Here is a 20,950-nt window from a genome sequence, read left to right as displayed (position 1 = left end):
CACCTAATGCTACCGATACAGGGTAGGGTTGCCCTGGGTTTTCTTTACACCATTCTTGAAAATCAAGCGCGCCACCACGATGTGACAACCAGCGCATAATTATTTTATTTTTGCCTAATAATTGCTGGCGATAAATGCCTAAATTTTGGCGCTTTTTATAAGGCCCTTTGGTAACTGTAAGGCCCCAAGTAATTAATGGTGCTGCATCACCTGGCCAGCAATGTTGAATAGGTAATTTAGTTAAATCTACATCATCACCTTCTAAAACTACTTGTTGGCAAGGCGCTTTTTTTACTTCTTTTGCAGGCATATTAAGCACTTGCTTAAAAATAGGTATAGCGCCTAGAGCTTCTTTAATACCCTTTGGTGGATCAGGTTCTTTTAAAAAAGCGAGTAGCTTGCCCACTTCGCGAAGCTCGCTAACATCTGTTTGGCCCATGCCCATTGCTACGCGTTTTGGTGTACCAAATAAGTTGGTAAGCACCGGCATATCGTAGCCTTTTGGGTTTTCAAATAATAACGCAGGGCCTTTTGCACGCAATGTGCGATCAGATATTTCGGTCATTTCAAGATACGGGTCGATTTCTTGGGTGATACGTTTAAGTTCGCCTTTTTTTTCAAGCAAATCGATAAAATCACGTAGATCTTTATATTTCATTGTGGGCCGCTATTAAGCAAAAGAGTTAAAGTATTATACCCATTTCATGCAAGCCAAGTCATTACTTGCACTTAAAACTTAAAGCGCTCTACGGCACTCGTTAAAGAGTGTGCAAGTTGGTTTACGTCTTCACTTTCGCTTGCTAGGGTTGTCGCGTTTTGGGCATTCAAGGTTGCTTGCTCTGTCACCTTTGCCATTATTTGTTGAATGTCGCCACTGTTAGTCAATTGCTCATGTGATGCATGAGCAATTTGCTCACTCATCTGATTAACAGACAACAATGTGCTTTTAATACGCTCTACGGCTTTATTTAGTTCAGTGCTGTTTTTAACACATTGCTTGGCTTGGTGTTGGCCATCAGTAATGTGTTCTTGAGTTGTTTTAGTGTGTTGTTGCAATGTTTGGATCATGGTGTTTATTTCGCTAGTCGAGGTTTGTGTACGTGCAGCTAATGATCGAACCTCATCAGCAACTACAGCAAACCCGCGTCCGTTTTCACCCGCTCGCGCTGCTTCAATTGCAGCATTAAGTGCAAGTAAGTTAGTCTGCTCGGCAATGCTACTAATTGTTTCAACAATGGCTTCAATAAGCTGAGTGTACTGTGCGAGTTCTTCTGTGCTGCCTACTGCTTTATCAAGACGCTGCAATAAAGTTTCTATACTTAGACTATTTTGATTAGCAATCTCGTTTACATCATTTGCAAATTGCGATGCGTTTGTTATTTCACTTGATGTTTTATCTGCTTGCTCATAAACCGCTTGTGAGTTGGTTAGCATATTGTGTGCAAGCGATGTTGCCTGCGCGCTTCGCTCTAACTGCTGTTGTGCAACAACCGTCATTTGCTGACCTTTTTCACTGGTTTTAATAGCGCTGCGGTCTAGCTCGTGGGCGTCACTACTAATTGCACCAATTAGATTAGTAAGGTCTTCACTGAGTGTATTTATGTTATTTAGCAAAGTACCAAATTCATCTTTACTACGTGGGTGGCTTCGCTTTGATAAATCACCTGAGGCGATTCGGGCTAAATCGCGGTTTACTTTTTTAAGCGGTTTTAGCATTGCGCGAGTTGTAAAAATAGAGATAGCGATAATCAATATAATTAAAACAATCGTAATAATTACTACAGAACTAATCCCTGTATTTATGGCGGCCTTTGCATTAGTTTGTAAGGCATTAAAGCGCTCATCAGCCAATTTATTAAGTTCAATAAGCTGACCTTCTGTTGTTATAAATTGCTGTTGAAAGTGTTCAAAATTTTGAGCCGCAGCAATAGTACTTTTGAGCACTTTATTTTGTTGGGCGTAAATTCCTGTATCGTTGTTAAGTAACTCTCTTAATTGATTAAACTTAGCCGTTAAATTTTTAGCATTAAACGCATTATTAAAAGGTAGCGCTTGTTGCTCTAAATAGGTGAAATTAGGTTGGATGTTATCTAGTAGAAATAGGGTATCTTGCTGATGGCTATTTAAATCATTGATACTTGTAGTTTGAGTAATGCTTTTTATATTATTGCTTAAGTTAAACAATAAATCGTCTATACGGGTCGCTGTTCCAAACATAGCATTAAGTAACGCCTGCTGTTTTACAGGCACTTCTAAAAGTTCTATATCAAGTAAGTTAGAACCTAAATTGTAAAGTTGCTCGTTAAACGTTGCTGATAATTCTATGGTGGAATTTTGCGCTACAAACTTACGCTCTTTAGCGCTAAACATTGCGACACTTACTTCAGTCAGTTGCTCGAAACCTGCGTTGGTACTGGCGAGTAAATTTTGCATTGTTATTTGTTGATTTAGTTGAGTGCTTAACAAATTGAGCATATCGCTAAATTGTTGTTGCTCAACTTGCGCCTGTTTTTTATTTTGTTGAAGTAAATCAAGGTTTGCTTGGCTGTAAGCTAAGGCGTTAAATTTGGTAATAGACAGTAATGATAGCCTTAAATCTTTGCTGAACTGTTGTACCGGAACCGCTAATTTTTCGGTTCGGGTATTGTTAACGCTAATTTTGTTTAATGACCAATAAAAAAATACACTACTTGTTAGCACCAATATGCCAATGGCTGTAAAGGCTAAAATTATTTTATGTTTGATCGCAATTGAACGCATAACTTCATCACAATAATGGGTCTTTAATTATTGTAGCATTATTGTAATTTATTGGTTGTTTTTATGTTAAACCTTGGTGCACTGTCTTTTTTTACCTGCGATGATTAACATGGCTTCATTACCCTTACCCCAAAACAGTACCTCTTCACTTATATATTTATTCCCTGATGCACTTTTTTCGTGATTAAGTACATGCACTTTATTGTTAAAGATAAGTTCGGCTTCAGAATTGTTAATGATGTTGAGTTTTACGCTCTCATCATCGCATTGGTAAGCAGTACTGGTTTTTAAATCACTACAAGCGGTTAAGCTTAGTAAAATAGCGATTAATGCTAAATATACTTTCATTTTTCCTCCCATCTTCTTTAAGCGTTAGTTAAAACACAGGGCAAAATTTTAATCTAATGTAAGAATAACAAAGCAAAATTAACCGTTGGTGAAAGCAGCGCTTTAAGTTATGTTTATAGCAATATTTTTTGAGCTCGGAAGCTTTATGGCAGGTACTAACCTTTTAACGTTATTAGATGATATAACCACTTTACTTGATGACATTGCGACAATGAGTAAGGTTGCAACAAAAAAAACAGCGGGTGTATTAGGCGATGACTTAGCGCTCAATGCACAGCAGGTTACAGGTGTAGCAGCAGAGCGTGAATTACCGGTTGTTTGGGCTGTGGCAAAGGGCTCATTTTTAAATAAAGCGATACTCGTACCCGCTGCTTTATTAATAAGCGTATGGCTGCCTTGGTTAATAACACCGCTTTTAATGATGGGTGGTTTGTTTTTATGTTTTGAGGGAGCTGAAAAAGTATTTGCTAAGTTTTTGCCTCATAACAGTGAAGCGGTAGACGAAGATGAAAAGTTAGATTTAGTTGAGTACGAAAAACAAAAAATAAAAGGGGCAATAAGAACCGACTTTATTCTTTCTGCCGAAATTATTGTGATTACTTTAGGTACTGTGGCTGGTGCTACATTGCTTAATCAAGCTTTAGTGCTTTGTGTTATCGCAATTATAATGACTATTGGTGTTTATGGCTTAGTGGCAGGTATTGTAAAACTGGATGATGCAGGGCTTTATTTACTCAACCAATCAAAGGTAACAGCTAATAAATTTAAAGAATTACTTGGGAAAGGCTTACTCGCAGCAGCGCCTAGGTTGATGCAGTTTTTAGCATTTGCGGGCACCATCGCGATGTTTTTAGTAGGTGGCGGGATTTTAGTACATGGTGTTGAGTTACTGCATCATACTCAAGTCGATGTAACAAACTATGCCCAATCTGTTGCTGGCGGTACAGGAGAAGTATTAGCTCCTCTATTGTTTGATGGTTTGCTAGGCGTGATTGCTGGCTTAGTTGTCGTGCTTATACATGTAGGTTATACAAAGTTATTTAAAAAATAGCAGACACATTTAGTTATCATTTTCGTTACATTTTATAAGACTTTATATATTATGACTTCTTGTTGTTAATACAGGGAATTATGATGAATTTTCTTTTAAGATGTAACTTGTTAGTACTTCTGTTATTTGTAAGCTTTTTTAGCTTCTCAAAGCAGCCCCAAATCCCCGTGGAGTACTTCAGTAAAAATAAAGAGTTTAATCACGCTACTATTTCTCCAGGCGGCGAGTATTTAGCGGTTATAAATAAAGTTGCAGGTAAAAATGCGCTTGTTATTTTTGATACTGAAAACTTTAAAATGCTTCATGCAGTTGCCTTTGAAGGAAATGCTCAAGTTGGTGATTATCATTGGGTTAATAATGAACGAGTTGTTGTCACTAAAGAGTATTTAAAAGGGTGGCAAGACCACCCTGAATATCATGGTGAGATATTTGGCGTAAATGCTAATGGGGCTAGAGGTAAGTATCTAATTGGTTACCATGGTGAAATGCAAACAGGTACACGCCTTAAAAGGCAGACTCCTTTATACGGAACTTCATTTGTATTAGATCCCTTAGTTACTAACAAAAGAAAAATGTTAGTAGTTACCTATCCTTGGACCTCGAGTAATGAGCCGCATACTATTGTCTATGAAGTAGATGTATATACGGGCAAAAGGAAGCAAGTTACTTTGTCTCCATCACGTATGGCTGAATTTTTAACTGACCACGATGGTAATGTTCGTGTTTCAGTATCTACAGATAATTATATAGATGCAAAAATACATACTAAGGCAAAAGATGGCGGTGACTGGGAGAAATTAAATTTAAGAGAGGTTAGTTATGGCGATATTAGACTAAAAGCTTTTGATAAGTCTGGTGACAACATTTATATGACTGCTTCTGTTGGTGGCGAAGCTGAAGGGTTATATAAACTAAATTTAAATACTAAGGAAATTGAATTAGTTCATCAAGAACAATATATATCTCCAAAAAGAGTATGGGTTGATGAAGCTTCAAAAGAATTATTTGCAATAGAAAGTGAGTTAGGTTATCCAAACTATGCTTTTATAGATAAAGACTCTCATAAAAGTGTTCGTTTAAAGTCTTTGATAGAAGCATTGCAGGGCGACCAAGTGCAGTTAGTCAGTAGCACCTCTAATGGCGATATTAATGTTATTTACGCATCAAGTGATACCAACCCTGGTAAATATTACTTATACGATGGGGTACAAAATAAGCTAAGAATATTATTTTCAGCGCGTGGCTGGCTGAACGAAAATGAGCTTTCAAAGACAAAACCTATTCAATATAAAACTCGGGATGGTTTAACTATTTATGGGTATTTAACTGTTCCTAATGGTCTTGAAGATAAAAACTTACCTCTAGTTGTAATGCCTCATGGCGGTCCACATGGCCCTCGTGATTATTGGGGTTATGATTCTGAGGTACAGTTATTAGCAAGTAGGGGAATGGCTGTACTAAGAGTTAATTTTAGAGGTTCAGGTGGGTTTGGTCGAAACTTCGAAGAAGCAGGTTACCAAAAGTGGGGTTCTGATATTCAGTTTGATATTATTGATGGTGTTAAGTTTTTAATTTCTAATGGAACGGTAAACAAAAACAACATTTGTATAATGGGATCAAGCTTTGGTGCTTATTCAGCTTTGCAGAGCGCCATTTTAGAGCCAGACATGTTTAAGTGTGCAATTGGAACAGTTGGTATTTATGACCTACCGCTAATGTTTGAAGAAGGTGATATTTCAGGGCGTAGTACAGGACAAAACTATCTTGAAAACGTTTTAGGCACTGATGAAACGCTTTTGAAGGCATTTTCACCTAGCTATAATATAGATAAGCTTAAAGCAGCTGTGTTCATAGTTCACGCAGGTGAAGATGCACGAGCCCCTATTGAACAAGCCGAATCATTAATTGCTGCATTGAAAAAAGCTAACCATCCTTATAAGTACGTGTTATTGGAGGATGAGGGCCATGGTTTTTACAAAGAAGAACACAGAACTGCTTACTACAAACAAGTAATTAATTTTTTAGATAAACATTTAGAGTTATAAAATATTAAAGCAGCAAGTAACATACTTGCTGCTTTATTCACAGCTAGCTATTTTACAAAGAGATTCCAATTCAAATTGTGCTTTAGTATTTTTTTGCTCAATGGCCTTTTTATACCAATAAATAGCTTGCTGTTGATCCTGATCTATTCCCTGACCATCACGATACATTTGCGCTAAATTTAATTGCCCCCATTGAGAGCCCGATTCAGCAGCTTGTTTAAAGCTATTAAATGCTTCAACAAACAAACCATCTTTAAAATAAATAATGCCTTGTTGATTGTTTTTATCGAGCTTTAAGCCTTTATATAGTGGCTTAGGTTTGGGAGGATGCATCACAAACCCACCATAAAGGATGTTGGCATAAGGGCGCAGTACGTCGTAAATAGCTTCGTCTTTATACAAACGCTTTACTTCATCACGAGGGAGGGTGATCGTTTTAGTGGAAAAGTAATTGTCTTGAATTAGCTGGCTAGTACGCATTGCCAAAGTAATACTATTATTACGTTTATAGCTGTAGTTGCTTATCTGAAAGGTAATAAATTGTTCGTCAAAATTTAAAACTTGAGCAATTCTTAAATTGGTTAGGGTCCAAGGCTCGTGTGTAAATTTGTCGGCGTGTACTAAGTAGGTATCATATATTTTAGGCGTATTTAAATAGTTTTTCTTTTGAGTCTCGCTATTAAGGTGCTGTTGATAAACAAATAAAACAATCCAAAGTAATAAAAATACACCAATAAAGTATTTAGGTAGGCTTAGTTTTTCTATTAACGGTAGTTGCGATATTTTAACCGGTTCGCTTTTTCCGCATTGATAGCACTCGCGTTTATAGCTTAATTTTAAGGCAAGCATAGGTAAAATGCTAAATCGTAAATAGCGGCTTTTATTTACTAAATGGTAGGCGTCGCTTTGACAATGAGGGCAGCGTGTTGTTTGTGCAAAATGTGGAAATGATTCACTCGTGTTGAAAAGTAACATAAAGCACGCTCCTTGTTTAATTACCTAAAGGTAAAACAAGAAGCGTGTTAGTTAAAGCTACAAACTGTAAGTAAGTATGTCTGTTATTACTTATTTTGAGCTTTAGGCTTGATAGTGGTTTTTGCATCGGCAGCCATTAGAGCAAATACAGCATATGCAGCGGTATTTTGACGAAGCTTAGCAGGTGTTACTTTATCAAGCGTATCGTCAGCTGTATGGTGGTAATCAAAGTAATCTGTTCCATCTTGAGCAAGTTCAAAAATAGGTGCTGAGGTTGCTGCTTTAAGTGGAATTAGATCAGGGCCACCATTCGCTTGGTTTTTACCAATATGCTCAATATTTAACGGCGAAAGTTCTTCTGCAATAGCACGCACTACAGGAAGTGACTCTGCGCTTACGTTCGATTCAAAAGCATATACAACATCAGCGCCAAAATCAGACTCAGCTGCTGCAACAATATTGCTTAGCTCGTTTTTATGCTTTGCAAAATAGGCTTTTGCACCCCAAAGGCCTAGCTCTTCGGCTGCAAAAAGTACCACACGAATACTTCGCTTAGGACGCTTTACATCGCTAATATGTTTAGCGGCTGNATTGTTAGTGCAACGCCTGCGCCGTCATCTAGTGCGCCAGTCCCTAAGTCCCAAGAATCTAAATGCCCGCCAATTAATACATATTGCTCAGGGTTTTCGGTACCATTAAATTGGCCAATAACGTTATAACCTGTGCCTTCACCAAGGCTTTCGGTTTGCACATTAATATTTACCGATACGTCTTTATCTAAAGCAATGAGTCGTGCAATCTGATCGGCATCTGGGTTAGCAATGGTTACATTAGGTATTTTTGTAACACCTTCTTTGTAGTAACTACCGCCAGTGTGTGCAAAACGATGATGACCAGTACTTACCGAGCGCATCATGTAGGCAACAGCGCCTTTTTTAGACGCTTCTATAGCGCCTGTGCCACGTGCTTTTACAGCAGGTCCGTAACCATTCCCATCTATATCGCGGTTCATGCGGTAATTAATATACGCAATTTTACCTTTTAGGCTATTTGCAGGTGCTGCAATTAACTCATCAAGTGTTTCGAATAAGACTACTGGCGCTGTGATCCCATCTTTAGGCGTGCTTATACTGTTACCTAATGCAGTTAAATGTAGAGGTTGCTCGCTTGGTGTTAGTATTTTTCCGCTTTCGCTATAACGGCGCCATTCAGGAAAAGTCGCTTCTTCAAGCCATACTTTATCAAAACCAAGCTCATTAAATTTAGCTTTAGCCCATGCCACTGCTTTTTTATCATTTTCAGTACCAGGTAAGCGAGGTCCTACTTCAGTTGTTAATGACTCTAGTAATTTATAGCTTAGATCACTATTTAGTGCAGAGGTGCGCACTTCATTGACTTGTTGTAATTGCTTTTGGGTAAATTCGGCGTTGTTAGCGTTTGCAGCCATACTGCTAGTAAGCAGCAGTGCGGTAATTAATTTTTTCATTTGGGTAAGCCTTTTTAATAATTAGCGCTATTAGAACATGTAACAAACATGATAAAAAATAGATGAGATGAATAGGCTTTGTAATAGGTTTAATGCTGTTAGGTATAAAAGTTTAGATATAAAAAAGCCCGCGTAAATGTACGCGGGCTATCTTTTAACACTGTTATTTAAGGCATTTATTTAAAAGCTAAATTGCGCTGCTAAACGAAGATTTGTGCCCTCGCCAACAGTTACATTACTCGTGCCGCCACCACCTAAATAGCTTTTATCAAATAAGTTTTCGATGTTAAGACGTAAATTAATATCGGTATTGCTTAAGTTAAACTTATAAGTGGCGCCAACATCAACACGTGTATATGCATCTTTAGTAATTGTATTATCGCTATCTGCAAAGCGCTCGCCTTCGTAAAAAGCGCCAGCGTTAATGGCAATGGCGTCGTTTAATTCATAACGAGTCCAAAGTGATGCCGACCATTTTGGTGCATCGGTAGGGCGTTTACCTTCCAATACTTCATCGCGTTCAAAGTTAGCATCTAGATACATAGTTGATGCCATAACAAATAAGCGGTCGGTAGCAGCACCTTGTGCGCTTACTTCAACACCTTTATGGCGTTGTTCACCCACTTGGTTTGTTTCACTTGTGAATGAGCCAATAGGCGTCTCAAGCTGTTCGCTAACAAGTGTGCCTTCTTTACTAATATCAAAAATTGCACCTGTAAGCAGTAAACGGTCATCAAATAATTGCCATTTAATACCAATCTCTCTTTGCTCTGAGGTAATGGCATCTAGCTTCATGCCATTATTTACATCGGTTTCATCAATCAGAGTTTCACTACCTTGAGGCTCAAAACCTTCTGAATAACTTGCATATATAGTTGCCGAAGTATTTGGATGATAAAGCACACCTACCTTTGGTACAAATGACTCGTTATCTGCACCTTCTCGAGTTTGCTTATCGTAACGGCCACCTAGCGATAATTGCCATTGTGGTGAGAACGAAATTAAGTCCTGAACGTAAATACCGTAATAGTCGTATTCAGTTTCGCTTACTGTATCATCTGTTTTATAACTTACAGATGGGCGTGATGGTTCTGCTTGTCCTGCAGAAAAATCAAAGTAGTCAGCAGAAGTACGGCGTTGCCCGTAGTAGTAATCTAGCGAGTTTGCGCCAATTAAAAACTGATGCTGTAAGCTACCTGTTTTAAATTCACCAATAAAATCAATAAATGCAGTTTTAAATTGCCAATCGTCAAAACGGTCGTAAGGACGAGATTCATAGCTGTCACCTTCAGCAAAGCTACTAGGCATGCGAGGTGCTGACTCAAAGCGTTGACGTTCAAACGTTTGTTCGTTATAGCCAAGTTTTACTTGCCAGTTATCGGTTAAAAATACTTCTAGGTCTACACCTAGGTTTTCTACGGTTATGTCGGTAAATGCCCAAGACATATCACGGATTGTTTTATCGCTACCAATTACATTGGCATTATCGTCTATCCATGCGCCAGTATCTAAACCTGCTTCGTCATCTGTGCGGTCGTAATGCACACGTACTAATGCGTTATCGCTAATATCGTAATCTACAACTAATGCACCTAAAAAGCGGTCACGCTCACGGTTTTCACCGTTTTGGTACTCACGCCAGTAGTCAACGTCTTGCTTTACTAAAATCCCGCGAGCACGTAAATCTTCCGATTCAGTCAAGGCACCTGCAGCGTCAACCATAAAGCGCGTTGAGCCATGCTGATCTACATCGGCACTGGCATTAAATAGTGTTTGTGCTGTAGGCTTTTTAGTTACCATGTTAACCAAGCCACCGGGGCCTGACTGACCATATAAAATACTTGATGGGCCTTTAATTACTTCAACTTGCTGCAAAATTTCGATTGGTTGCTGATAGTGCGACCAATGCTGATGACCGTCGCGTAAATAACCTGTCGATGAGCTCAGCTCAAAGCCACGTAAGTTAAATACTTCACGATTTCGTTGTTGTGAGCCTGCAGTTAAGCTTGCGTCATTTGTGAGTACTTCGCCAAGTGTAGTGGCAAGCTGTTCGCTAATAATAGTGTCGGTTATTACAGTAACAGATTGTGCAGTTTCAAGTAATGAAGCTGATGTTCTCATTGCGCCATTAGCGTTATCTACTTTGTAATCGTTAAAGTAGCTTCCCTTTACTTCTATGCGTTCAAGGTCGGTAGTGTTTGCATATGTGCTTGTTGTAATGCTTGCTAATAGTGCTATGTAAATAGAATTCAGTTTCATTAATTGCTTCCAGCGCAGGTATGTAAAAACAATCGCGATCTTAATGCAAACTACTATCATTTTCAACACCTTTCATTAACATGTTTTATAATGTGTTTGTTAATGGTTGCCAATTACGAATTCTGCTATTATAAGCTGCATATTAGTGGGGCTTTCTCCCATGTTATTTTATTGCTATGGAACTTACTGTGACTTCAACTGCTTTTTCATCTTTGGCTTTACCGGCTGGACTCGTTGATAACTTATCAACACTTGGCTATGCCCACATGACACCTGTACAAGCGCAAAGTTTGCCGCCTGTACTTGCTGGTAAAGACATCATTGCTCAGGCAAAAACCGGTTCAGGTAAAACTGCTGCGTTTAGCTTGGGTGTGTTAGCTAAATTAAACGTAAAACGCTTTCGTATTCAATCTTTAGTCTTGTGTCCGACTCGCGAACTTGCCGAGCAGGTTGCGGTAGAAATGCGTAAATTAGCGCGCGGCATTCATAACATTAAAATATTGACGTTATGTGGTGGTGTTTCAATTGGCCCGCAAATAGGTTCACTTGAACATGGCGCGCATATTATTGTTGGCACGCCAGGGCGTGTTGATGACCATATTCGTAAAGGTACTCTACGTTTAGATGATGTGGAAACATTGGTGCTCGATGAAGCTGATCAAATGCTTGATATGGGTTTTCAAGACACACTTGATGCAATTATTGAGCGTATTCCACAAAGTCGTCAAACATTGTTATTTAGTGCTACTTTCCCAAGAGCTATTGAAGCAATTGCTAAGCGTGTACTTAAAAATCCAGAAATGGTTAAAGTAGAAGAAGAGCAAGCCAAAAGCACAATTAAGCAGTACTTCTACAAAATGGATAACAATAAGCAGCGCTATCCAACGCTTAAGTTATTACTTCTTAAATTTACACCACAAAGCTGTGTTGTATTTTGTAATACCAAAGTAGAAACTCAACAAGTGTGTGATGATTTAGCTGACGAAGGCTTCAGCGCTGTTGCATTGCACGGTGATTTAGAGCAACGCGATCGTGAACGTACGCTAATTCACTTTTCAAATAAAAGTGCTTCAATACTTGTTGCAACCGATGTTGCTGCACGAGGTTTAGATATTGATGACATGGATATGGTTATTAACTACCATTTAGCACATGACACGCAAACACATGTTCACCGTGTTGGCCGAACTGGACGTGCTGGTAAAAAGGGCATTGCTTGTTCTATTTACGGTGAAGCTGAAGCGTTTAAAATTGCACAAATTGGCGATCATTACGAGCGTGATATTACTCCAGAGCAAATGCCGCCGTTTAATTTATTAGATAAACCGCCGTACCGCCCTGAAATGGTTACTTTGATGATTGATTCAGGTAAAAAGCAAAAAGTACGTGCAGGCGATATTCTTGGTGCTCTGACAGGTAAGGATGGAGTTGCAGGTCGTCAGGTAGGTAAAATTAACGTACTTGATAACGTAGCATTTGTTGCTGTTGAACGTAACTCATCAAAACCAGCACTTCGTAAACTAACCGAAGGCAACATTAAAGGGCGTAAAATACGCGCTCGTCGCCTTACTCGTTAATTTAAACCACTAATTTAACAAATTAGCGAGCAGCTACCTTTAGTTGCTCGTATTGTAATTTTATTTTTTTAAACTTAACTTCACAACCATTTGGTTTATCTGGGTGCATCTGTAATGCAAGTTGTCTCCAGCGCTTTTGAACGTTTTTAAGAGTGAAATTTTCAGGTAACTTCCATTCTAAAGCCAACGCTTTAAATTCATTGTCATTTAATACTTGTTGTGGTGATGTCGTTTTAAACTGACGCCAAAAACTATTCAAAAGCTCATCAATTTTCTCTTCACCGGTATCGTAATTACGCCAATCTAAATAATAATCTCGCAAATTTTCGTTCGTTGTTACTAAACTATTATCTTCTTTTTCTAAAAGCTCGATATGCAGAGTTGAAATGAGTAAACTTTGAGGGCGTAATTGTGCCTGCAGTTGGTACAATGCATTCATAATTAAAAAGTTACGTTTAAATAAATCACGTTCAGGGCTTTTATCGAGTGTTGTTATTGCGCTGCGGTTTGTCAGTTCTGCTGCTAAAGTATGAACTTGCCAAACCTGCCTTGTTAATATCAGCTCAAAAATCTCATCAATCAGTGGGTTAAGCATTGTTTAGGCCCTAGTAGTTAGTGTATCTTCAATAAAGATTACACTGATATAAGTAACGGTTTGAAGGATTAAAATTATGCTGGGCAAGTTTAAATGCCTCTTATTTACTATATGCTGTGTACTAATAGCTCCTAGCTTTGCCCAAAATAGTGATTCGTTATTTGAGCAATTCAAAAACGAAGTGCAGTGGGAGCCTAAATTACAATTAGCAAATACGTTACTTGCTAATAAAAACGTTTCTAAAAAAGAGCGTGTCGCTGTTTATTCGGCATTAGGTAATAGTGCGTTATCGGCTGATAATTTTAAAGAATCTTTACACTATTTTAAATTATTAGAAAAAAACACTTCAGATACTTTCTTTCCTGACGAGCACTTTCGTGCAATAAAAATGCAAGGTGTAGCACTTTTTTATCAAGGCCTATTTCAAAAGGCCATAAGTGAATATACCCGCACCCTAGTATTAGCTGAAAAAAATGAACAACTACTTGAACAAGCAAATTTACTAAATAATATTGGTTTGGCTTATTTTAATATGAATAAGCTAGGCGATACCCTAGAGTTTTACTTAAAGGCAAAAGCTATTTACGAAGCGCACGGTAGTGAGCAAGATCAAACCGACATATTACTTAATATAGCAGGCGTTTATATACGCTTATCACGCTACGATAGTGCATTTAGTCTTTATCAAGATGTACTTAAAGTTTATCAGCGGTTAGATGATAAAAGCGGTATTGCGCAGGTATACAACAATATGGGTGTTGCTCATATGGAGAGTAATCAATTTGACTTAGCACTTCATTATTACCAGCTAGCGCTGCGTTATTATATTTCAGCCAATGATTACAATAAGTTATCTACGCAATATACTAACTTGGCAAATACTAATTTAGTGTTAAAAAAAGTAGATGAAGCATACGAGCAAGCTAAATTAGGTGAGTATTATGCGCTTAAAATAGGTAACCATAATTTAGAGCTTAATGCGCTACATGCGCTTGGTAAAATTCAGTTTGTTAAAGGCAACTTAGAAGAGGCGAAAATAAGTTTAGATAGAGCTATTTCACTTGCCCATGAATATGGCAGTGAGCGAATAATTAGGGAGGGTTTAGGGACTAAAGCACTACTTGAAGCCAGTAAAGGCGATTATTCAAGCGCAATGGCCTTGCAACAAGAATATATTAGTGAGCTGCGAAAACTCAGAAGTACAGCAATTATAAATGCATTAGCGGTACTTCAGCATCAATTTAAAGCAACCCAATTAAACCAAGAGATAGAAAAACTTAAACAAGATCGACGTGTGCAAGAGCTAAAAATGTCGCAGCGTTCTCAGCTTACTTTATTCTCTTTTTTACTATTACTTTTGGTTGTTGTAACTGGTATTGCGCTTTACCGCCGTGGCGCAGAAAAACGCGCTAAGCAGCAGTTAACAGAGCAAGTTACGCAGCGCACTGCCGAGTTACAAGCAATAGCACAGGAGCTAAGAGAAGCTAACGATGTTAAAAGCCAGTTTTTGGCCAATATTAGCCACGAAATCCGCACTCCACTAACGGCTATTTTAGGGCAAACAGATGCTTTAATTAATGAATTATATGAGCCTGAGTCACTTAAAGATGAATTAAGAGTAATTCAGCGTCACAGTGACCATTTAAAAAGCTTAATAAATGATGTACTCGATTTAAGTAAAATTGAAGCCAATAGATTAGAGTTAAATATTTCGTGCTTTGATATTGTAGAGCTTGTAAATGACGTACATGCAATGTTTATCACTCAAGCAAAAGCAAAAAATTTACGCCTCATTTTAGACAATCAAGTGGGTAATGAGTTTTACACTAAGCTGGATTTAATACGCGTAAAACAGATTCTTATAAATTTATGTGCTAATGCTATTAAGTTTACTCACGCTGGCCAAATCATTATTGCTTTAAATAAGAGTGAACAAGGGCTAGTGATTATTGTAAAAGATACCGGTATTGGTATGAGCTCTAAACAGTTAAAGCTTATTTTTGAATGCTTTAGCCAAGCTGATAACAGTATTAGCCGTCGCTTTGGGGGGACAGGGTTAGGCCTTAGCTTATCGCAACAATTAGCCGCGATGATGGGCGGTTATATCAGTGTACAAAGCGAATACAAAAAGGGCAGTCAGTTTTCGTTCTTTTTACCGTGCGCAGAGGTAAATAAATCGCAAAGCCTGATTGAAACTCAAAGTGCTCCAAAGGTAAATAAGCAATTGGCAGGGCGTGTTGTACTTGCAGAAGATCACCCTGATAATCGAAGGTTAATAAGCCGCTATTTACGTTCAATGGGGCTCGAGGTTATTGCCGTTGAAAACGGTGAGCAAGCGGTAGAGCAGTGCTTAAAAGAGTATCCTGATTTAGTGCTACTCGATATTCAAATGCCTGTGATGGATGGGCGTTCTGCTTTTCAGCTATTAAAACAGTGTGGTTTTGAGCGGCCTATTTTTGCTTTAACTGCAAATGCTATGAGTCATGAAGTGGATGGCTATTTAGAGTTAGGGTTTAGTGGTTACTTAGGTAAACCGATAGATAAAGAGTCATTTTATAAAGCGCTTTCCAGCCACCTACATAATGCAGAAGATCAGCCAATTACAAAGCAAAATGAAGTTGATATGAGCGATCTTGTCATTAGTTTTAAGCAAAGCTTTGCTTTGGAGAGTGAAACGATTACTCAGCATTTTATAAGTGAAGATTTAGCCGCGCTACAAAAAGATAGTCATCGCATTTTAGGAGCGGCGCAAATGTTTGGTTTAGATGAAATTGCGCAATCGGCTCAAAGTTTAGATAGAGCCCTTTTACGCAGGACCCAAAAAAGTAGTGCGAATGACTTTAAAGCGCTCGTTGATACGCTGCAGAGTGTACTAAAAAAGTATAACGAAAGTTAAACTGTGTTTAATCCAGACATAAAAAAAGCGCCTTAGGCGCTTTTTTTATTCAGCTAAGATGCTTTATTGGCGTCTCATCGAATCAAAAAATTCATCATTGGTTTTGCTCATCGATAGTTTATCGATTAAGAATTCCATTGCATCAATTTCTGACATGTCATGAACAATTTTACGTAAAATCCAAAGCTTTTGAAGCTCATCTGGTTTTGTTAGTAATTCTTCACGACGAGTGCCTGAACGATTAAAGTCGATAGCAGGGAATACACGTCTTTCCGCAATTTTACGGTTAAGGTGAAGTTCCATGTTACCAGTACCTTTAAACTCTTCGTAGATAACTTCATCCATTTTAGAGCCGGTATCGATAAGCGCTGTAGCTATAATTGTTAAGCTACCACCTTCCTCAACGTTACGTGCAGCACCAAAGAAGCGCTTAGGTTTATGTAATGCGTTAGCGTCAACACCACCAGTAAGTACTTTACCTGATGAAGGAATAACGGTGTTATAAGCACGTGCTAAACGAGTGATTGAATCCAATAAGATAACAACATCTTTTTTATGTTCAACTAGGCGTTTTGCTTTTTCGATAACCATTTCGGCAACTTGTACGTGACGAGAAGCTGGCTCATCGAACGTTGATGCAATAACTTCACCTTTAACTAGGCGTTGCATCTCTGTTACTTCTTCCGGACGTTCATCAATAAGTAAAACCATTAATGTTACATCAGGGTGATTATGCGTAATTGATTGTGCAATGTTTTGAAGTAGCATTGTTTTACCCGCTTTTGGCGGAGCTACTAACAAGCCACGTTGGCCGCGGCCAATAGGAGATGCTAAATCAAGTACACGGGCTGTAATATCTTCTTTACTGCCGTTACCACGTTCCATGCGAAAACGTTCGTTTGCATGTAGTGGAGTAAGGTTTTCAAAAAGAATTTTAGTTCGAGAGTTTTCAGGTTTATCAAAGTTAACTTCATTTACTTTGAGTAAAGCAAAGTAACGTTCACCGTCTTTAGGTGGACGAATAAGGCCTGAAATTGAATCGCCAGTACGCATGCTGAAACGGCGAATTTGGCTAGGTGAAACATAAATGTCATCTGGCCCAGCTAAGTAAGAGGCTTCTGATGATCTTAAGAAGCCGAAACCATCTTGTAAAATCTCTAATACACCGCCGCCGAAGATATTCTCTCCGCCTTTGGCATGGGATTTAAGAATGGCAAAAATGATATCTTGCTTTCTTAAGCGGGCTACGTTTTCGAGCCCCATGGACTCAGCTAAGTCTACAAGCTCTTTAATCGACTTGTCTTTTAATTCGCGTAAATGCATATTGGTGGGTTCTTTATTACAGTTGTCATACTCAAAATCGCTTTGATCGTTGAGTGAGGTTTGTTGAATATAACTAAGGATTAGTTGGCTTTATAAACTAGCAGTTCACTGGCAAAGCGTCCAGTCTTTATACAAAATAAATTTAAAAAAGGGCAAAAAGCCCTTTTTATTGTTCTAGCTTACCGTTAGATGTTGTTTTCTAAAAACTCGATAAGTTGAGTTTTTGAAAGAGCACCTACTTTCGTTGCAGCTACTTGGCCATCTTTAAAAAGAAGTAAAGTAGGGATACCACGAATACCAAACTTTGGCGGTGTGCCAGCATTTTGGTCAATATTTAATTTAGCAACAGTCACACGGCTGTCGTATTCATCAGCAACTTCGTGAAGAATAGGGGCGATCATTTTACAAGGTCCACACCATTCAGCCCAGAAATCTACTAGTACTGGTTTGTCTGATTGTAATACGTCAGCTTCAAAGCTATCGTCAGTAATTTGGATTATTTTCTCGCTCATTGCGCTCTCCGATTTAGTTAGGCGAAATATTTAGTGCGTATTTAAACACTCTTGTTTCTTATTGCAAGTTTAAACGTTATGCTTAAACGCTATGACTAAGACACATTTAACCGATAAAAAGTTTTCAGACTTTGCTATCGCACCGGAAGTGGTTGCCGGTTTAACCGAGAATGGGTTTGAATATTGCACACCTATTCAAGCAAAATGCCTACCTTTTATTTGTGATGGACGCGATATCGCGGGCCAAGCTCAAACGGGTACAGGCAAAACGTTGGCGTTTTTAACCGCCACGTGCCATCGGTTATTACAATCTAGCAAAGCACCTAGTAAACATCCAAGAGCCCTGATCATGGCCCCTACTCGGGAGCTTGCGATTCAGATACACAAAGATGCTAAAATTTTAGCGCCGCACTGTAATCTTAACTTAGGTTTAGTATATGGTGGCGAAGATTACGAAAAACAACGTGCACAACTAGAAAAAGGCGTTGATATTTTAATTGGTACTACAGGTCGCCTAATTGATCTGTATAAGCAAGGCTGTTACACCCTTAATGAAATTGAGGTAGTCGTGCTGGACGAAGCCGATCGTATGTTCGATTTAGGTTTTATCAAAGATATTCGCTATATGTTCGATCGTATGCCAGATACATCAAAGCGTTTAAACTTATTATTCTCTGCCACATTGTCGTACCGCGTACAAGAATTAGCTTTTGAGCACATGACAAACCCAGAGCATGTTCAAATTGAACCTGACGTTAAAACGGGTAAACGTATTCAAGAAGAGCTATTTCATCCTTCGCAAGAAGATAAAATTAAGCTGTTGTTAACCTTAATTGAAGAAGAATGGCCAGAGAAGGCAATCGTGTTTGCAAATACCAAGCACAGTTGTGAAACAGTATATGCTTGGCTTAAATCAGACGGTCATCGTGTAGGTATGCTTACTGGTGATGTAAACCAGAAAAAACGCCAAACTATATTAGCGCAATTCAGCAAAGGTGATTTAGACTTTTTAGTTGCGACCGATGTTGCAGCGCGTGGTCTTCATATTCCAGAAGTAAGTCATGTGTTTAACTTTGATTTACCTGACGATTGTGAAGATTATGTTCACCGTATTGGCCGTACTGGCCGCGCTGGTGCATCAGGCCACGCAATTAGTTTTGCATGTGAGCAATATGCATACAACCTGCATGAAATTGAAGAATATATAGAGCACAGCATTCCTTTATCACATTATGATAAAACAGCATTGCTAGATGATTTAACTCAGCCTATTATTCAAAGAAAGCGCAACTATTCAACAGGTCCACGTAACCGTAGTAATAACAGCGGACGTCGCCCAAATAATAGTTACCAAAAAGGACGGTCGTAAGCGACCGTTTGTATGAGTAGTAGTAACTAGAGGTTTTTGAACGGTGGGGCAACTTAAACCGCAAAAAAATGTGTACGCAGTTATTGATTTGGGCTCAAATAGCTTTCATATGCTTATTGCCAAATCAATTGCTGGCGGTCTACAAACAATTGGACGTGTTAAACGCAAAGTCCGATTAGCCGCAGGGCTTGATAAAGGAAACGTATTAAGCACTGAAGCAATGCAGCGAGGCTGGGAATGCCTTGCCCTTTTTGCTGAGCGTCTACAAGATATCCCAGACAAAAACATCACCATAGTAGCAACAGCTACCTTACGCTTAGCAACTAACGCCGACGTATTTAAAAATCATGCCGAAAAAATTCTAGGTCATAACATTAATGTTATTAGCGGAGAATTAGAAGCGCGTACAATTTATAAAGGTGTTGCTCATACTTCATCTTGTACTGGCAAACAGCTTGTTATTGATATTGGTGGTGCAAGTACCGAAGTTGTAATTGGTAAAGCATTTGATGCCTTACATTACAAAAGCCTCAATATGGGGTGTGTTACCTATCTTGAACGCTATTTTAAAGATTGCCAATTAAGTAAGAGTAACTTTAACGCAGCCATAAAAGCAGCTCGAACAGTCATTGATGAAATTTCTCCAGAATATAAAACAGCGGGATGGCAAATTGCATCTGGTGCTTCTGGCACAGTGCAAGCAATTCAAGAAATTATGGTCGCTCAAAATCTTGACGATTTACTTACGCTTGAAAAGCTCAACACTATAAAAGAGCAAGCAATTGCATTTAGCACTATTGCAGCGCTAGACCTTCCTGGATTAAGTGAAGACCGTCGACTGGTATTTGTATCAGGGCTCGCAATCTTAATCGCACTATTTGAATCTCTTGAAATAGAAAAAATGGGATTGGCGGGTGGAGCACTGCGTGAAGGCGTTTTATATAGCATGGTTCCGGAGTTTCATAATAACGACATTCGTAAGCGCACAGTTGATGGGTTTATGAGTCGTTATCACGTTGATCAAAAACAAGCGTGTCGGGTTTCAAGCTTAGCTATGCAGTTAGCGGTAAGTATTGATAAAGATTGGCCAATTGAAAGTTTAAATGGGTTACCACTATTAAAAGCGGTAGCGCAGCTTCATGAGATTGGATTACTAATAGAGTATAAGCAGTACCATAAACACACCGCTTATATTTTGGAAAATACCGATATGCCTGGTTTTTCACAATCTGAGCATAAATTAATAGTAGCGGTAGCAGATGCGCATCGTTCTGATTTTCCAAAAGGCTGTTTTAATTCACTCGGCGTAAATAGTCTATTAGCGCAATATATAGTGAGATTACTACGGATAGCAGTCATCTTATCAATGCGCAGACAAGATGATGTACTGCCTAAGTTTGAGTTAACTGCTAAAAATGAAGTGTTAGACCTTAAGTTTGAAAGTAACTGGTTAAAAGATCATCCATTAATGGCCAGCGAGCTACAACAAGAGTCTAAACAGCAAGGTAAACTTGGGTGGAAGCTCATAGTAAACTAATTAAAAAGGCCAATCAGGGCCTTTTTAGTGTTTAAAGTAACCATTTCGATGCAAATATGTGCGAACAGCACATTATTTCAAGTTTTCTTCAAAAAAGGGTTGATCTGTTTTCGGATCTCCCTATAATGCGACCCCACTGAGACGGGAAACGCCAACGCATAGCGAGGCACGAACAACTCAGGGTGTTAAGTAAAACTTAGTTTGAATCTTTTTAGAA

14 protein-coding genes and 1 pseudogene are annotated in these 20,950 nt (G+C 38.7%); 6 read left to right on the top strand and 9 right to left on the bottom strand.

Annotated features, from left to right (window positions below):
* The 3 genes from L652_RS0113815 to L652_RS0113805 form a co-directional block, all read right to left on the bottom strand.
* On the bottom strand, positions 1-658 hold a 658-nt coding region (locus L652_RS0113815; RefSeq protein ID WP_024603512.1), incomplete at its 3' end, for a UbiD family decarboxylase domain-containing protein.
* 71 nt (positions 659-729) lie between these two features.
* Positions 730-2,760, bottom strand: a complete 2,031-nt coding sequence (locus L652_RS0113810; RefSeq protein WP_024595168.1) for a methyl-accepting chemotaxis protein — start codon at positions 2,758-2,760, stop codon at positions 730-732.
* 66 nt (positions 2,761-2,826) lie between these two features.
* Complete coding sequence (locus tag L652_RS0113805; RefSeq protein ID WP_024595167.1) at positions 2,827-3,108, bottom strand: MliC family protein; 282 nt, start codon at positions 3,106-3,108, stop codon at positions 2,827-2,829.
* Between the two features lie 145 nt (positions 3,109-3,253).
* On the opposite strand from L652_RS0113805, the gene L652_RS0113800 reads away from it, so the two are divergent.
* Positions 3,254-4,159: a DUF808 domain-containing protein gene (locus L652_RS0113800; protein WP_024595166.1), complete on the top strand. Its 906-nt coding sequence runs from the start codon at positions 3,254-3,256 to the stop codon at positions 4,157-4,159.
* Positions 4,160-4,326: 167 nt separating this feature from the next.
* Positions 4,327-6,204, top strand: coding sequence for a S9 family peptidase (locus L652_RS0113795; RefSeq protein ID WP_253947685.1), 1,878 nt, complete (start codon positions 4,327-4,329; stop codon positions 6,202-6,204).
* A gap of 33 nt (positions 6,205-6,237) precedes the next feature.
* Here the strand turns inward: L652_RS0113795 and L652_RS0113790 are convergent, their stop codons facing one another.
* The 3 genes and pseudogenes from L652_RS0113790 to L652_RS0113780 all read right to left on the bottom strand — a co-directional run bounded on the left by L652_RS0113790 (position 6,238) and on the right by L652_RS0113780 (position 10,924).
* Positions 6,238-7,179 carry an SEL1-like repeat protein gene (locus L652_RS0113790; protein WP_024595164.1) on the bottom strand — a complete coding sequence of 314 codons (942 nt, stop codon included), beginning with the start codon at positions 7,177-7,179 and terminating at the stop codon, positions 6,238-6,240.
* An 86-nt stretch (positions 7,180-7,265) separates the two neighbouring features.
* Positions 7,266-8,665, bottom strand: a pseudogene (locus tag L652_RS01000000123820) (M28 family peptidase).
* 180 nt (positions 8,666-8,845) lie between these two features.
* Complete coding sequence (locus L652_RS0113780; protein ID WP_024594867.1) at positions 8,846-10,924, bottom strand: TonB-dependent receptor; 2,079 nt, start codon at positions 10,922-10,924, stop codon at positions 8,846-8,848.
* Positions 10,925-11,112: 188 nt separating this feature from the next.
* On the opposite strand from L652_RS0113780, the gene dbpA reads away from it, so the two are divergent.
* Positions 11,113-12,501, top strand: coding sequence for an ATP-dependent RNA helicase DbpA (gene dbpA / locus L652_RS0113775; RefSeq protein WP_024594868.1), 1,389 nt, complete (start codon positions 11,113-11,115; stop codon positions 12,499-12,501).
* Positions 12,502-12,523: 22 nt separating this feature from the next.
* Here dbpA and L652_RS0113770 read toward each other — a convergent pair whose 3' ends face one another.
* Entirely contained in the window at positions 12,524-13,096 is a 573-nt protein-coding gene (locus L652_RS0113770) for a DNA-J related domain-containing protein (protein ID WP_002960947.1), read from the bottom strand.
* Between the two features lie 76 nt (positions 13,097-13,172).
* Here L652_RS0113770 and L652_RS0113765 point away from each other — a divergent pair, with 76 nt between their 5' ends.
* Positions 13,173-15,992 (top strand): ATP-binding protein, encoded by a 2,820-nt coding sequence (locus L652_RS0113765; protein ID WP_024594869.1) that lies wholly within the window; start codon positions 13,173-13,175, stop codon positions 15,990-15,992.
* 63 nt (positions 15,993-16,055) lie between these two features.
* On the opposite strand, the gene rho is transcribed toward L652_RS0113765, so the two are convergent.
* Together rho and trxA are read right to left on the bottom strand one after the other, a co-directional pair.
* Complete coding sequence (gene rho, locus L652_RS0113760; protein ID WP_002960945.1) at positions 16,056-17,315, bottom strand: transcription termination factor Rho; 1,260 nt, start codon at positions 17,313-17,315, stop codon at positions 16,056-16,058.
* Between the two features lie 185 nt (positions 17,316-17,500).
* Positions 17,501-17,827 (bottom strand): thioredoxin TrxA, encoded by a 327-nt coding sequence (gene trxA, locus L652_RS0113755; RefSeq protein ID WP_002960942.1) that lies wholly within the window; start codon positions 17,825-17,827, stop codon positions 17,501-17,503.
* A gap of 91 nt (positions 17,828-17,918) precedes the next feature.
* Between trxA and rhlB the strand changes: the two genes are divergently transcribed.
* Complete coding sequence (rhlB, locus tag L652_RS0113750) at positions 17,919-19,196, top strand: ATP-dependent RNA helicase RhlB (RefSeq protein ID WP_002960940.1); 1,278 nt, start codon at positions 17,919-17,921, stop codon at positions 19,194-19,196.
* Positions 19,197-19,239: 43 nt separating this feature from the next.
* A complete protein-coding gene (gene gppA / locus L652_RS0113745) occupies positions 19,240-20,733 on the top strand; it encodes a guanosine-5'-triphosphate,3'-diphosphate diphosphatase (protein WP_024594870.1) in 1,494 nt (497 codons plus the stop codon).
* Positions 20,734-20,950 lie beyond the last annotated feature (217 nt).

This window comes from Pseudoalteromonas sp. TB25 (genome assembly GCF_000497995.1).
Classification (GTDB): Bacteria; Pseudomonadota; Gammaproteobacteria; order Enterobacterales; family Alteromonadaceae; genus Pseudoalteromonas; species Pseudoalteromonas distincta.
The sequence above is the reverse complement of the archived record's forward strand: the minus strand, read 5'-3'. Positions and strand labels throughout refer to the sequence as shown.